Consider the following 13,574-nt stretch of genomic DNA (forward strand, 5'->3'; position numbering starts at 1 on the left):
GTTGTTCACATACGGCTCTTCACGTACCGCTTTCAGTAGCGCTGCCACGTACGGCGATCCCGTCCAGGACCATCGACAGGTACTGTCGGGCGATCTCCTCCGGGCTGTACTTTCCGCCTGGCCGGTACCAGGACGCGGCGACCCAGACCGTGTCGCGCACGAAGCGGTAGGTGACCCTCGTGTCGAGGTCGGCCCGGAGCTCTCCCAGGGCGACCCCGCGCTCCAGCGTGGACAGCCATGCCTTCTCGAACTTGGTCTGCGACTGCTCCAGGAAGAAGAACCGCCGCTCCTGGGCGATCAGTTGCTTCGCCTCGTTCTGGTAGATCCGGACGGCGGCACAGTGCCGGTCGATCGCCCGGAAGGACTCGGTGACCAGGGATTCGAAGGTGTCCCGGGGACCCGTTCCGGCATCCAGGACGGCGTCGTACCGCTCCCAGAGTTCGTCGAGGAAGGTCCGCAGGATCTCCTCCAGCATCGCGTCCTTGGACTCGAAGTAGTAGTAGAGGCTGCCCGCGAGCATGCCCGCGTCGTCCGCGATCCTGCGTACGGTGGTCGCGTTGTACCCCAGGTCGGCGAAGACGTTCGCGGCCCTGTCGAGGAGTTCACCGCGGCGGGCGGGCGCGGCGGCGGTCGCCCGGGGCTTCTTCTTGGTCGGCACGCTGTTCGTTGTCCTTACGGGTGCTGGTTGCTGACGGAGACGATCTCACCCGTCATGTACGAGGAGTAGCCGGACGCGAGGAACACGATCACGTTGGCGACCTCCCAGGGTTCGGCGTACCGCCCGAAGGCCTCGCGCGCGGTCAGTTCGGCCAGCAGTTCGGGGGTCGTGACCTTCGCGAGGTGCGGGTGCATGGCGAGGCTCGGTGACACGGCGTTGACCCGGACCCCGTACCGGGCCGCCTCGAGGGCCGCGCACCTGGTCAGTGCCATCACGCCTGCCTTCGCGGCAGCGTAGTGCGCCTGCCCGGCCTGGGCGCGCCAGCCGACGACGGAGGCGTTGTTGACGATCACGCCGTCACCGCTCTGCCGCATCAGTCTCAGCGCCTCCCGGGTGCAGCGGAACGTGCCGTTCAGTGTCACGTCCAGCACCTTGGACCACTGCTCGTCGGTCATGTCGACGAGGTCCGAGGTGCCGCCGAGGCCGGCGTTGTTGACGACGATGTCGAGCCGTCCGTGCAGCCGGACGGCCGCCTCGAACAGCGCCCGCACCTGATCCTCGTCGGTCACGTCGCACGGCACCGCTCGGACGGACTCCGCTCCGAACTCGGCGGCCAGCTCGCCCTTGTACTCCTTGAGTCTGCGTGTGTGGGCGTCGCTGATCAGCACGCGGGCGCCCTCCTCCAGGAAGCGTCGCGCGGTCGCTCCGCCGATGCCCGCACCGGCCGCCGCGGTGATCACGGCGGTGCGTCCGGCGAGCAGGCCGTGGCCGGGGAGATACGCCGGAGGCTCGACGGTGGTCATGCGGGCACGCTAACCTACCAAACACTTGTTAGGGAAGACCGAACGCCACCTGGTCGACCGAACGTTGCTCGGCCGGCCTTGCCGGACCGGTCAAGCGTTTGTCAGGCAAAGAAGGGGTGTGCCCCATGGACCTCGCCCGTTCGCCCGCAGACGAGTCCTTCCGCGCCGAGGCCCGCGCATGGCTGCGCACCCATGTCCCGCCCGAGCCGCTCCCCTCCCTGGAGACGGCGGAGGGCTTCGCCGCCCACCGTGTCTGGGAGTCCGAGCTGGCCGCCGACCGCTGGTCGGTGGTGGACTGGCCGACCGAGTACGGCGGCCGGGCCGCGGGCCTGCTGCGCCGACTGGTCTTCGAGGAGGAGTACTACGCGGCGGGCGCCCCGGGCCGCGTCGGCCAGAACGGCATCAGCCTCCTCGCTCCCACCCTCTTCGACCACGGCACGCGGGAGCAGCGGGCCCGTGTGCTGCCCCCGATGGCCTCCGGCGAGGTGGTGTGGGCCCAGGCCTGGTCGGAGCCCGAGGCCGGGTCCGACCTTGCCTCGCTCACCTCCAGGGCGGTACGCACGGACGGCGGTTGGCTGCTGACCGGCCAGAAGACCTGGTCGTCGCGCGCCGCCTTCGCGGACCGGGCGTTCGGCCTGTTCCGCAGCGAGCCGGGCACCCCGAAGCCCCACCAGGGCCTGACGTATCTGATGTTCGACCTGCGCGCGCCGGGCGTGACGGTCCGCCCGATCGGCCGTCTCGACGGCAGGCCCGCCTTCGCCGAACTCTTCCTCGACGAGGTGTTCGTACCGGACCAGGACGTCATCGGCGAGCCCGGCCAGGGCTGGCGCATCGCCATGTCCACCGCAGGCAACGAACGCGGCCTGACGCTCCGCCCCCCGGGCCGCTTCCTGGCCTCCGCGGACCGGCTGTTCGACCTCTGGCAGGCCCAGGGAAGCCCGGCGTCCGCACACGACCGCGTGGCCGACGCGTTGATAGGTGCCCGCGCCTACCAGCTCTTCACCTACGCGGCCGCCTCCCGCTTCCTGGAGGGCACGCCGGTCGGCCCCGAGTCCAGTCTGAACAAGGTCTTCTGGTCCGAGTACGACATCGCCCTGCACGAGACGGCACTCGAACTGCTCGGGGAGGAAGGCGAGTCGACGGACACCGACTGGTCCGAGGGCTATGTCTTCTCCCTCGCCGGCCCGATCTACGCCGGCACCAACGAGATCCAGCGCGACATCATCGCCGAGCGCCTCCTCGGCCTGCCGAAAGGCCGCCGCTGATGCGTGACCTCATCCTGAAGGGCCGCCGCTGATGCGCTTCCTCCTCGACACCGAGCAGCGGGCGTTCGCCGAGTCGCTGGACGCCATGCTGACGGCCGCCGACACACCGGCCGTCGTACGGGCCTGGGGGCGCGGGGAGCATGGGGCGGGGCGCGCGCTGTGGTCCCGTATCGCGGAAGCCGGAGTGTTCGCGCTGGCGGCACCGGAGGCGTACGAGGGGGTCGGCCCCCTGCCCGTCGAGCTGGCCGTCGCCTTCGTGGAGCTGGGGCGGCACGCGGTGCCGGGCCCGCTCGTGGAGACGGCCACGGCGGCGGTCCTCCTGGCCGGTCTGCAGGACCCGGGCCCGGCCGAGCGCCTGCTCCCGGCGCTGGTGTCGGGGGAGGCCATGGCCACGGTGGCACCGTCGCCGGAGTCGTACGCCCTGGACGGGGACGCGGCGACGACCCGTCTGTCGTACGACTCGGGCACCGGTGAACTGCGGCTCTCCCCCGGCCACGGCCCGGTCCGCCCCTCTCTGGACCCGGCCCGCCGCCCGACCCCGCTCTCCCCCGGCGGCGAACTCCTCGCCACGAACCCGCCCTCCCTCGCCGCGGCCCTGACCTGGGCCCGTCTCGCGGTGGCCGCCCAGGCCCTCGGCGTCGGGCTGGCTCTCCTGGACAGGACGGTGGCGTACGTCGGGCAGCGCACCCAGTTCGGTGTGCGCATAGGCTCGTTCCAGGCGGTGAAGCACCGGCTGGCGGACGCGAAGGTGGCCCTGGAGTTCGCGCGTCCGCTGGTCCTCGGGGCGGCGGTCACGCTGGACCCCGCGGATGTGGCGGCGGCGAAGGTGACGGCGTGCGAGGCGGCGTACACGACGGCGCGCACGGCGCTCCAGCTGCACGGCGCGATCGGTTACACGGCGGAGTGCGACCTGTCGCTCTGGCTGACCAAGGCCCGAGCGCTGCGGACCGCGTGGGGCGGCCCGGCCGAGTGCCGCGGTACCGTGCTCAGCGCCGGTCGCCGCCGGTGATCTCCCCGGTCGGCCTCAGCCCACCGCCTTCTTCACCAGGGCGCTGATGAGCTGTTCGTCGGCCGCGGTCAGCTCCTTCAGGGCGTAGGCGGTCGGCCACATCGCGCCCTCGTCGAGTGCCGCCTGGTCGCTGAAGCCGAGTGTGGCGTACCGGGACTTGAACTTCTCCGCGCTCTGGAAGTGGCAGACGATCTTGCCGTCCCTGGCGTACGCGGGCATCCCGTACCAGAGCTTGGGCGCGAGGTCGGGAGCGGCGGTCTTGACGATCTCGTGGATCCGCTCGGCGAGAACCCGGTCCGCTTCCGACATCTCGGCGATCTTCGCGAGCACGTCCTGCTCCGCTGCCGCCTCTTTCTCCGCCCGGGACGCACCACGCCGTGCCGCCGTCTTCTTCTGATCGCGTGCGTGCTCCTTCATCGCGGCCCGTTCCTCGGCGGTGAAGCCGTCGTACTTCTCGGCGGGCGTGCCAGGGTTCTCGGCGGGCATGCCGGAGTTCCCGGCGGGCGACTTCGTGGACGGCATGGCAGGTGTCCTCTCGGAGAAGGTGAGACGTGGCGGTGCGGAGGTACGGGATCGGAGGTCAGGACGGTGTGGGAGCGGGCGGCGCGGCGGCCTCCCAGACGAAGCCGTCCGGGTCGGTGAGGGCGTCGGCGGTGCTGCCGAGGACGATGCGGTGCGAGCCGGTGCCGTCGTTGGGGACGCCGAGATCCTTGGCCAGCGCGCGGCGCTTGTAGAGCGCCAGCTTGACGGGGCTGGACCGACCGGGGGCGAACTCGGCGTACTTGCCGCCGAAGCTCTTGGCCACGGTCAGGCCCCGGCCCACGTAGAACTGCTTGGTGGCCTTCACGTCCTCGACGCCGAGCAGCAGGACGATCTCGTCGATCTCGCGGGTGGCGGGGCCGGTGTCCTTCTTCGCCGAGGTCGCGATCTTCCAGACTGTCCCGTCCGGGGCCTGGACGACGCCGCCGTAGCCCCACATCGACTTCGTGGCGGGCTTCAGGACCGCGGCACCGGCTTCCACGGCGGCGGCGACGAAGCCGTCCACGGTCGCCGGCCCGGACACCGTGAGCGCCAGGGTGAAGCCGCGAAATCCGGTCGAGTGCGCCTCGGACGCCCGCAGGCGTAGGTACGTGTCCACGCCGAAGGCTCTGTAGAAGCGGCGGGCGGCCTCGGGGTCGGCCACTTCGAGGGTGACGGACGCGAGGGTCATGCGGGCTGCGGTGGAAGTGGTGGTTGCCATGTCCCTCACGCTATGGGCTGGGCGGTGGCCGGGGCTTCTCGATTCCTGACCGGTCTCGCCACCTGCTTGGCCACGCACGCGGGCATCCCCTCCACCGTGATCGCCGAGCCCGCGTCACGGGCCGTGTTCGCGGCGTCGGCAAGGTCGGACGCGGCATCTGCCGCCTGGCGCCTGAAGGCCCCGGGAGGCATGCCGACCAGCTCGGTGAAGCGAGTGGTGAACGTGCCCAGGGACGCGCAGCCGACCGCGAAGCAGACCTCGGTGACGCTGAGATCGCCCCGCCGCAGCAGCGCCGTCGCCCGCTCGATGCGACGCGTCATCAGATACGAATACGGCGACTCACCGTAGGCGGCCCGGAACTGCCGACTCAGGTGCCCGGCGGACATGTGCGCATCGCGAGCGAGCGCCTCCACGTTCAGCGGCTGCGCGTACTCCCTGTCGATCCGGTCGCGGACGCGGCGCAGCAGCGCGAGATCGTTCAGGCGCTGCGCCTGGACGCGCGCACGCCGCCATTCGGGCTTGCACATGGGAACCCTCCTCCTCAGCGCAGCTCCTGGATGCGGACCAGGTTGCCCGCGGGGTCGCGGAAGGCGCAGTCCCGGATGCCGTACGGCTGCTCGGTCGGCTCCTGGACGACCTCCGTGTCACCGGCCTGTACTTTCTCGAACGTGGCGTCGAGGTCCGGGGTGGCCAGCAGGATCCAGCCGTAGGTGCCCTTGGCCATCATCTCGGTGATGGTGCGGCGCTCATCCTCCGTGATGCCGGGATCGGCGGCGGGTGGGGCCAGAAGGATCGACGTGCCGGGCTGGCCGGCCGGACCGACCGTGATCCAGCGCATCCTGCCCTGCCCGGCATCGCTGCGGACCTCGAAGCCGAGGACGTCGCGGTAGAAGGCGAGCGACGCGTCCGGGTCGTCGTGCGGCAGAGCGGTCGTGTGAATGGTGATGTCCATGACGAGCAGGCTAGACGCGACTCCGTGCGCTGCGCTTCTCGATTCCTGCTCGGTCCGGGGTCGACACCGCGAGCGGCGCGAAGGCGTCCCGCCCGAAGCTCGGCCTCGCCATGCAGCCGCTGCGCAAGGGCGACACGTTGAAGGTCACCCGCTCGACCGTCTCTCCCGCTCGGCCGTTTCTCCCGTTTCCGTCCTCCACCTGGTGCCCCTCGGTGCCGAACCGTGCGAGCGAGGCATCGGCCTGCACGTCATCGAGCAGGGCATCACACCTCCAGAACCCGAAGCCAAGGCACTCCCCCTGCCCACGACGCCCCGATCGTTCGCTATTTTGTTCGCCGCCGTCCTCACCGGCTCGTCATCAGCCCCGCACCCTCAAGGAGCCGGCCGTGGAACCCGAGTCCCCGTCATCGTCCGAGCCCGCCGTCACCACCTGCTACCGCCACCCGAAAGTGGAGTCGTACGTCCGCTGCACGCGCTGCGAGCGGTTCATCTGCCCGGACTGCATGCGCGACGCGGCCGTGGGCCACCAGTGCCCGGAGTGCGTGAAGGAGGGCTCGAGAACGGTCCGCCAGGCCCGCACGGCCTTCGGCGGCCGGATCTCCACGGTCCCGCTGGTGACGTACGTCCTGATCGGTCTGAACGTCGTGGCCTACGTCGCCGAAGTGCTCCGCCCGGCGATCGTGGACGACTTCGCGATGCTGGGCCGGGGCCTGCTCGGCTCGGACGGCCTCCACTACGTCTGGCAGAGCGCCTACCCGGACGACTTCCACCTCGAAGGCGTGATCGACGGGGAGTGGTACCGCCTCCTCACCGGCGCCTTCCTCCACCTCCCGCCCACCGAGGGCACGTTCGGCATCCTGCACATCGTGATGAACATGGTCACCCTGTGGAACGTCGGCAGGATCGTCGAGTCCCAGCTCGGCCGCGCCCGCTACCTCGCCCTGTACCTGCTCTCGGCCCTCGGCGGCTCCGTCCTCGTCCTCCTCCTCGCCCCCGACACCAACACGGTCGGCGCCTCCGGCGCCATCTTCGGCGTCTGCACCGCGTACTACGTCCTGGCCCGCCGCCTGGGCGCCGACCCGGCGGGCATCAACCGCTTCATGGCGGGCCTGCTGGTGTGGCTGGTCATCTCGGCGGTCGTGACGTCCTGGCAGGGCCACCTCGGCGGCCTGCTGACCGGCGGCCTGATCGCCCTCGCGTTCGCCTACGCGCCCCGGGACCGGCGGCGGGTACTCGTGCAGGCGGGGGCGTGTGCGGCGGTGCTGACGCTGTTGGTGGTGCTGGCGCTCGCCAGGGTCGCGGGGATGACGGCATGAGCGAGAGGTGACCGCCGGGCAGCGGGCCTTGCGCTCCCGGCGGTCACCGGACATGCGACGGCGCCTGCCCAGTCGTCCGGTCGGGGACTGGCGGGCAGGCGCCGTCTGTGTTCCGTACGCCGTTGTACGGGACGTATGTGGGGTGACCCGTCAGGTCACCGTCCTGTGTGGGGCCCTCAGACCATCAGCGAGCGGTCCGTCGGCCGGATCGGCGCCGGCAGTTCGCTCGCCCCCGTGAGGAAGCGGTCGCAGCCCTGGGCCGCGGACCGGCCCTCCGCGATCGCCCACACGATCAGCGACTGACCGCGACCCGCGTCACCGGCCACGAACACGCCCGGCACGTTGGTCTGGAAGTCGGCGTCGCGGGCGATGTTGCCACGCTCGTCGAGGTCCAGGCCGAACTGGTCCACCAGACCGTTGTCACGGTCGGTGCCCGTGAAGCCCATGGCGAGGGTGACCAGCTGGGCGGGGATCTTGCGCTCCGTGCCCGGCTTCGGGGTCAGCCTGCCGTCGATGAACTCGACCTCGGTGAGGTGCAGGAACTGGACGTTGCCGTCCTCGTCGCCCTCGAAGTGGGTGGTGGAGACGGAGTAGACCCGCTCACCGCCCTCCTCGTGCGCGGAGGTGACCTTGTAGAGCATGGGGAAGGTCGGCCACGGCTGGTTCGCGGCGCGGTCCTCGCCCGGCTGCGGCATGATCTCCAGCTGTGTCACGGAGGCCGCGCCCTGACGGTGGGCCGTGCCCACGCAGTCCGCGCCCGTGTCGCCGCCGCCGATGACCACGACGTGCTTGCCCTCGGCCGTGATGGGGGGCGCCACGAAGTCGCCCTCCTGGACCTTGTTGGCCAGCGGCAGGTACTCCATGGCCTGGTGGATGCCGGCCAGCTCGCGGCCGGGGACCGGGAGGTCACGGGCGGTGGTGGCACCCGCGGCGATGACGACGGCGTCGTACCGCTTCTTCAGGTCCGTCGCCTTGAGGTCGCGGCCGATCTCGATGCCCGTACGGAACCGGGTGCCCTCCGCGCGCATCTGCTCGATGCGGCGGTTGATGTGCCGCTTCTCCATCTTGAACTCGGGGATGCCGTAGCGGAGCAGACCGCCGATGCGGTCCGCGCGCTCGTACACCGCGACCGTGTGGCCGGCCCGCGTCAGCTGCTGGGCGGCGGCCAGTCCCGCCGGGCCCGAGCCGATGACGGCGACCGTCTTGCCGGACAGGCGCTCCGGGGCCTGGGCCGCGACGTCGCCGCTGTCCCACGCCTTGTCGATGATGGAGACCTCGACGTTCTTGATGGTGACGGCCGGCTGGTTGATGCCGAGGACGCAGGCCGACTCGCAGGGGGCGGGGCAGAGCCGCCCGGTGAACTCCGGGAAGTTGTTCGTCGCGTGCAGTCGCTCCGACGCCGCCGCCCAGTCCTCACGGTAGGCGTAGTCGTTCCACTCGGGGATGAGGTTCCCGAGCGGACAGCCGTTGTGACAGAACGGGATGCCGCAGTCCATGCAGCGGGACGCCTGCTTCGAGATGATCGGAAGCAGCGAACCCGGGACGTAGACCTCGTTCCAGTCCTTCAGTCGTACGTCGACGGGGCGGGACTTGGCGACCTCGCGCCCGTGGTTCAGAAAGCCCTTCGGGTCAGCCATTGATCGCCGCCTCCATCATCTTCTCGGTGATCTCGGTCTCGGAGAGACCGGCCTGCTCGGCGGCGGCCTTGGCGGCGAGCACTGCCTTGTACGTGCTGGGGATGATCTTGCTGAAGCGCTCCACGGCGACGGGCCACTCGGCGAGCAGCTTCTCTGCGACCGTCGAGCCGGTCTCCTCGGCGTGGCGGCGCACCACGTCGTGCAGCCACTGCTTGTCGGTGTCGTCGAGGGCCTCGATCGCGCCCACGTTGCCGACGTTGACGTTGTCGCGGTCAAGGTCGATGACGTACGCGATGCCGCCGGACATGCCGGCCGCGAAGTTGCGGCCCGTCTCGCCGAGGACGACCGCGTGGCCGCCGGTCATGTACTCGCAACCGTGGTCGCCCACGCCCTCGGAGACGACCGTCGCGCCGGAGTTGCGGACACAGAACCGCTCGCCCGTACGACCGCGGAGGAACAGTTCGCCGCCGGTCGCGCCGTAGGCGATGGTGTTGCCCGCGATCGTCGAGAACTCGGCGAGGTGGTCGGCGCCCCGGTCGGGGCGGACGATCACACGGCCGCCGGAGAGGCCCTTGCCGACGTAGTCGTTGGCGTCGCCCTCCAGGCGCAGCGTGACACCGCGCGGCAGGAAGGCACCGAAGGACTGGCCCGCCGAGCCCGTGAAGGTGATGTCGATGGTGTCGTCGGGCAGACCGGCCCCGCCGAACTTCTTCGTCACCTCGTGGCCGAGCATCGTGCCGACCGTGCGGTTGATGTTGCGGACCTTTATCTGGGCGCGGACCGGCTGGGCGTCGGTGGCGTCCGAGGCGGCGAGGGCGTCGGCGGCGAGCTTGATCAGCTCGTTGTCGAGTGCCTTCTCCAGGCCGTGGTCCTGCTCGATCACCTGGTGGCGGACGGCGCCCTCGGGCAGCTCGGGCACGTGGAACAGGGGCTCCAGGTTCAGGCCCTGCGCCTTCCAGTGGTTCACCGCGCGGGTCACGTCGAGCGTCTCGGCGTGGCCGACGGCCTCCTCGATGGTGCGGAAGCCCAGCTCGGCGAGGATCTCGCGGACCTCCTCGGCGATGAACTCGAAGAAGTTCACGACGTACTCGGCCTTGCCGGAGAACCGGTCGCGCAGCGTCGGGTTCTGCGTGGCGATGCCGACCGGGCAGGTGTCCAGGTGGCAGACGCGCATCATGACGCAGCCGGAGACGACCAGCGGCGCGGTGGCGAAGCCGAACTCCTCGGCGCCGAGGAGCGCGGCGATGACCACGTCACGGCCGGTCTTCAGCTGGCCGTCGGTCTGTACGACGATGCGGTCGCGCAGGCCGTTGAGGAGCAGGGTCTGCTGGGTCTCGGCGAGGCCGAGCTCCCAGGGACCGCCGGCGTGCTTCAGCGAGGTGAGCGGCGAGGCGCCCGTGCCGCCGTCGTGGCCGGAGATGAGGACGACGTCCGCGTGCGCCTTGGAGACACCCGCGGCGACCGTGCCGACGCCGACCTCGGAGACCAGCTTGACGTGGATCCGCGCCTGCGGATTCGCGTTCTTCAGGTCGTGGATCAGCTGGGCCAGGTCCTCGATGGAGTAGATGTCGTGGTGCGGCGGCGGGGAGATGAGGCCCACGCCCGGCGTCGAGTGACGCGTCTTCGCGACCCACGGGTACACCTTGTGACCGGGCAGCTGACCGCCCTCACCGGGCTTGGCGCCCTGGGCCATCTTGATCTGGATGTCGTCCGCGTTGACCAGGTACTCGGAGGTCACACCGAAGCGGCCGGAGGCGACCTGCTTGATCGACGAACGGCGCGCCGGGTCGTACAGGCGGTCCGGGTCCTCGCCGCCCTCACCGGTGTTGGACTTGCCGCCCAGCTGGTTCATGGCGATGGCGAGGGTCTCGTGCGCCTCGCGGGAGATCGAGCCGTACGACATGGCGCCGGTCGAGAACCGCTTGACGATCTCGGAGGCCGGCTCGACCTCGTCGATGGAGATCGGCGGGCGCTCCCCGGTCTTGAAGCCGAACAGGCCGCGCAGCGTCATCAGGCGCTCGGACTGCTCGTTCACGCGGTCCGTGTACTTCTTGAAGATGTCGTAGCGGCGCGTCCGGGTCGAGTGCTGGAGGCGGAAGACCGTCTCCGGGTCGAACAGATGCGGCTCGCCCTCGCGGCGCCACTGGTACTCGCCGCCTATCTCCAGGGCACGGTGGGCCGGCGCGATGCCGCTGGCCGGGTACGCCTTGGCGTGGCGGGCGGCGACCTCCTTGGCGATGACGTCGATGCCGACGCCGCCGATCTTGGTGGCCGTGCCGTTGAAGTACTTCTCGACGAATTCGTCCGCGAGACCGACGGCCTCGAAGACCTGGGCGCCGCGGTAGGAGGCGACCGTGGAGATGCCCATCTTCGACATGACCTTCAGGACGCCCTTGCCGAGGGCGTAGATCAGGTTGCGAATGGCCTGCTCGGCCTCGATGTCGGAGAGGAACGTTCCGGCGCGGACGAGGTCCTCGACGGTCTCCATCGCCAGGTACGGGTTGACGGCCGCGGCGCCGAACCCGATGAGCAGGGCGACGTGGTGGACCTCGCGGACGTCACCGGCCTCGACCAGGAGGCCCACGTGGGTGCGCTCCTTGGTACGGATGAGGTGGTGGTGGACGGCCGCGGTGAGCAGCAGCGACGGGATCGGCGCGTGCTCGGCGTCCGAGTGGCGGTCGGAGAGGACGATCAGCCGGGCACCGTTGTCGATGGCGGCGTCGGCCTCGGCGCAGATCTCCTCGAGGCGCGCGGCGAGGGCGTCACCGCCGCCGGAGACCCGGTAGAGGCCGGAGAGCGTGGCGGCCTTCATGCCGGGCATGTCGCCGTCGGCGTTGATGTGGATGAGCTTGGCCAGCTCGTCGTTGTCGATCACCGGGAAGGGCAGGGTGACGCTGCGGCACGACGCGGCGGTCGGCTCCAGGAGGTTGCCCTGCGGGCCCAGCGAGGACCGCAGACTCGTGACCAGCTCTTCACGGATCGCGTCCAGCGGCGGGTTGGTGACCTGCGCGAACAGCTGGGTGAAGTAGTCGAAGAGCAGCCGCGGACGCGCGGACAGCGCGGCGATCGGCGAGTCCGTGCCCATCGAACCGAGCGGCTCGCCACCGGTCTTGGCCATCGGCGCGAGGATGATGCGCAGCTCCTCCTCGGTGTAGCCGAAGGTCTGCTGGCGGCGGGTGACCGAGGCGTGGGTGTGCACGATGTGCTCGCGCTCGGGCAGGTCGGAGAGCTCGATCTCCCCGGCCTCCAGCCACTCGGCGTAGGGCTGCTCGGCGGCGAGGCCGGCCTTGATCTCGTCGTCCTCGATGATGCGGTGCTCGACGGTGTCGACGAGGAACATCCTGCCGGGCTGCAGACGGCCCTTGCGGACGACCTTGGCGGGGTCGATGTCGAGGACGCCGACCTCGGAGCCGAGGACGACGAGGCCGTCGTCGGTGACCCAGTAGCGGCCGGGACGCAGACCGTTGCGGTCGAGGACCGCGCCGACCTGCTTGCCGTCGGTGAAGGTGACGCAGGCCGGGCCGTCCCAGGGCTCCATCATTGTGGCGTGGAACTGGTAGAAGGCGCGGCGGGCCGACTCCATGGAGTCGTGGTTCTCCCACGCCTCCGGGATCATCATCAGCACGGAGTGCGGCAGGGAGCGGCCGCCGAGGTGGAGCAGCTCCAGGACCTCGTCGAACGAAGCGGAGTCCGAGGCGTCCGGCGTACAGATCGGGAAGATCCGGTCCAGCGTCTCCTGCCCACCGAACAGGTCGGAGGCCAGCTGGGACTCGCGCGCGGTCATCCAGTTGCGGTTGCCCTTGACCGTGTTGATCTCGCCGTTGTGCGCGACGAAGCGGTACGGGTGGGCGAGCGGCCACGACGGGAAGGTGTTCGTGGAGAACCGGGAGTGCACGAGCGCGATCGCGGAGGCGAAGCGGCGGTCGGACAGGTCCGGGAAGAAGGGCTCCAGCTGGCCGGTGGTCAGCATGCCCTTGTAGACGATCGTCCGCGCGGACAGCGAGGGGAAGTAGACGTCGACCTCGCGCTCGGCGCGCTTGCGCAGCACGAAGCTCTTGCGGTCGAGGTCGATGCCCGTGGCGGGCACGGCCGCCGCGTCGGCGACGAAGACCTGACGGAAGGAGGGCATCGTCGAGCGGGCGGTGGCGCCGAGCAGCTCGGGGGCGACGGGCACCTCGCGCCAGCCGAGGACGGTCAGGCTCTCCTCGGCCGCGATGGCCTCGATACGGGCCGCGGCCTCGTCGGCGCCGTCCTCGGGCAGGAAGGCGATACCCACGGCGTACGAGTCGGCCGCGGGCAGCTCGAATCCGGCCACCTCACGGAAGAACGCGTCGGGAACCTGCGAAAGAATGCCGGCGCCGTCGCCGGAGTCGGGCTCGGAGCCGGTGGCACCGCGGTGCTCCAGGTTGCGAAGAACCGTGAGCGCCTGCTCGACCAGCGCATGGCTCGCCTCGCCGGTGAGGGTGGCCACGAAGCCGACGCCACAGGCGTCGTGCTCGTTGCGGGGGTCGTACATACCCTGCGCAGCAGGGCGAGCATCCATGAAGGACCACTTCTGGCCATTCGCGGAGTGCTGGGACGGCTGGCGCGGCGTACGCATCGGCTCTCCCGTCGTCGTCATTTGGCTGGGGGTACCTCCCAGGCCCTGAAGGCTCTGGGGGAGCGATTGCCGAGGGACGACGCTGGCCCTCTGC

Annotated in this window: 11 protein-coding genes; 3 read left to right on the top strand and 8 right to left on the bottom strand. The window is 70.5% G+C overall.

Going from position 1 to position 13,574, the window contains the following annotated elements; all coding sequences use genetic code 11:
- Positions 1–19 precede the first annotated feature (19 nt).
- Together OG858_RS11760 and OG858_RS11765 are read right to left on the bottom strand one after the other, a co-directional pair.
- Positions 20–658, bottom strand: a complete 639-nt coding sequence (locus OG858_RS11760) for a TetR/AcrR family transcriptional regulator (protein WP_086751278.1) — start codon at positions 656–658, stop codon at positions 20–22.
- A gap of 14 nt (positions 659–672) precedes the next feature.
- On the bottom strand, positions 673–1,461 hold the full coding sequence (locus OG858_RS11765; protein WP_086751276.1) for an SDR family oxidoreductase: 789 nt from the start codon (positions 1,459–1,461) through the stop codon (positions 673–675).
- Between the two features lie 125 nt (positions 1,462–1,586).
- On the opposite strand from OG858_RS11765, the gene OG858_RS11770 reads away from it, so the two are divergent.
- Both OG858_RS11770 and OG858_RS11775 read left to right on the top strand, forming a co-directional pair.
- Entirely contained in the window at positions 1,587–2,726 is a 1,140-nt protein-coding gene (locus tag OG858_RS11770) for an acyl-CoA dehydrogenase family protein (RefSeq protein ID WP_086751274.1), read from the top strand.
- Between the two features lie 31 nt (positions 2,727–2,757).
- Positions 2,758–3,735, top strand: coding sequence for an acyl-CoA dehydrogenase family protein (locus OG858_RS11775; RefSeq protein ID WP_328544928.1), 978 nt, complete (start codon positions 2,758–2,760; stop codon positions 3,733–3,735).
- 15 nt (positions 3,736–3,750) lie between these two features.
- Here the strand turns inward: OG858_RS11775 and OG858_RS11780 are convergent, their stop codons facing one another.
- Genes OG858_RS11780 through OG858_RS11795 form a run of 4 tightly spaced genes read right to left on the bottom strand, consistent with a single transcriptional unit; the run spans position 3,751 to position 5,927 of the window.
- The gene (locus tag OG858_RS11780; protein WP_406195867.1) at positions 3,751–4,257 is read right to left on the bottom strand and encodes an iron chaperone; all 507 of its coding nucleotides are present in this window, start codon (positions 4,255–4,257) and stop codon (positions 3,751–3,753) included.
- A gap of 58 nt (positions 4,258–4,315) precedes the next feature.
- Positions 4,316–4,975, bottom strand: a complete 660-nt coding sequence (locus tag OG858_RS11785; RefSeq protein ID WP_319260950.1) for a glyoxalase — start codon at positions 4,973–4,975, stop codon at positions 4,316–4,318.
- Positions 4,976–4,980: 5 nt separating this feature from the next.
- Positions 4,981–5,502, bottom strand: a complete 522-nt coding sequence (locus tag OG858_RS11790) for a helix-turn-helix transcriptional regulator (RefSeq protein WP_327723868.1) — start codon at positions 5,500–5,502, stop codon at positions 4,981–4,983.
- A 14-nt stretch (positions 5,503–5,516) separates the two neighbouring features.
- Positions 5,517–5,927 carry a VOC family protein gene (locus OG858_RS11795; protein ID WP_086751266.1) on the bottom strand — a complete coding sequence of 137 codons (411 nt, stop codon included), beginning with the start codon at positions 5,925–5,927 and terminating at the stop codon, positions 5,517–5,519.
- A gap of 386 nt (positions 5,928–6,313) precedes the next feature.
- Here OG858_RS11795 and OG858_RS11800 point away from each other — a divergent pair, with 386 nt between their 5' ends.
- Positions 6,314–7,243, top strand: coding sequence for a rhomboid family intramembrane serine protease (locus OG858_RS11800; protein ID WP_319260946.1), 930 nt, complete (start codon positions 6,314–6,316; stop codon positions 7,241–7,243).
- A gap of 176 nt (positions 7,244–7,419) precedes the next feature.
- Here the strand turns inward: OG858_RS11800 and OG858_RS11805 are convergent, their stop codons facing one another.
- Positions 7,420–8,880 carry a glutamate synthase subunit beta gene (locus tag OG858_RS11805; protein WP_086751261.1) on the bottom strand — a complete coding sequence of 487 codons (1,461 nt, stop codon included), beginning with the start codon at positions 8,878–8,880 and terminating at the stop codon, positions 7,420–7,422.
- Entirely contained in the window at positions 8,873–13,480 is a 4,608-nt protein-coding gene (gltB, locus tag OG858_RS11810) for a glutamate synthase large subunit (protein WP_319318946.1), read from the bottom strand. Before gltB ends, OG858_RS11805 begins: the two co-directional genes overlap by 8 nt.
- Positions 13,481–13,574: the final 94 nt, after the last annotated feature.

This window comes from Streptomyces europaeiscabiei (genome assembly GCF_036346855.1).
Classification (GTDB): domain Bacteria; phylum Actinomycetota; class Actinomycetes; order Streptomycetales; family Streptomycetaceae; genus Streptomyces; species Streptomyces europaeiscabiei.

Coding starts and splice junctions, on each gene's coding strand:
- OG858_RS11790 (WP_327723868.1), bottom strand. CDS start 5,502: ATGTGCAAGCCCGAATGGCGGCGTGCGCGCGTCCAGGCGCAGCGCCTG.
- OG858_RS11765 (WP_086751276.1), bottom strand. CDS start 1,461: ATGACCACCGTCGAGCCTCCGGCGTATCTCCCCGGCCACGGCCTGCTC.
- OG858_RS11785 (WP_319260950.1), bottom strand. CDS start 4,975: ATGGCAACCACCACTTCCACCGCAGCCCGCATGACCCTCGCGTCCGTC.
- gltB (WP_319318946.1), bottom strand. CDS start 13,480: ATGCGTACGCCGCGCCAGCCGTCCCAGCACTCCGCGAATGGCCAGAAG.
- OG858_RS11805 (WP_086751261.1), bottom strand. CDS start 8,880: ATGGCTGACCCGAAGGGCTTTCTGAACCACGGGCGCGAGGTCGCCAAG.
- OG858_RS11770 (WP_086751274.1), top strand. CDS start 1,587: ATGGACCTCGCCCGTTCGCCCGCAGACGAGTCCTTCCGCGCCGAGGCC.
- OG858_RS11795 (WP_086751266.1), bottom strand. CDS start 5,927: ATGGACATCACCATTCACACGACCGCTCTGCCGCACGACGACCCGGAC.
- OG858_RS11775 (WP_328544928.1), top strand. CDS start 2,758: ATGCGCTTCCTCCTCGACACCGAGCAGCGGGCGTTCGCCGAGTCGCTG.
- OG858_RS11780 (WP_406195867.1), bottom strand. CDS start 4,257: ATGCCGTCCACGAAGTCGCCCGCCGGGAACTCCGGCATGCCCGCCGAG.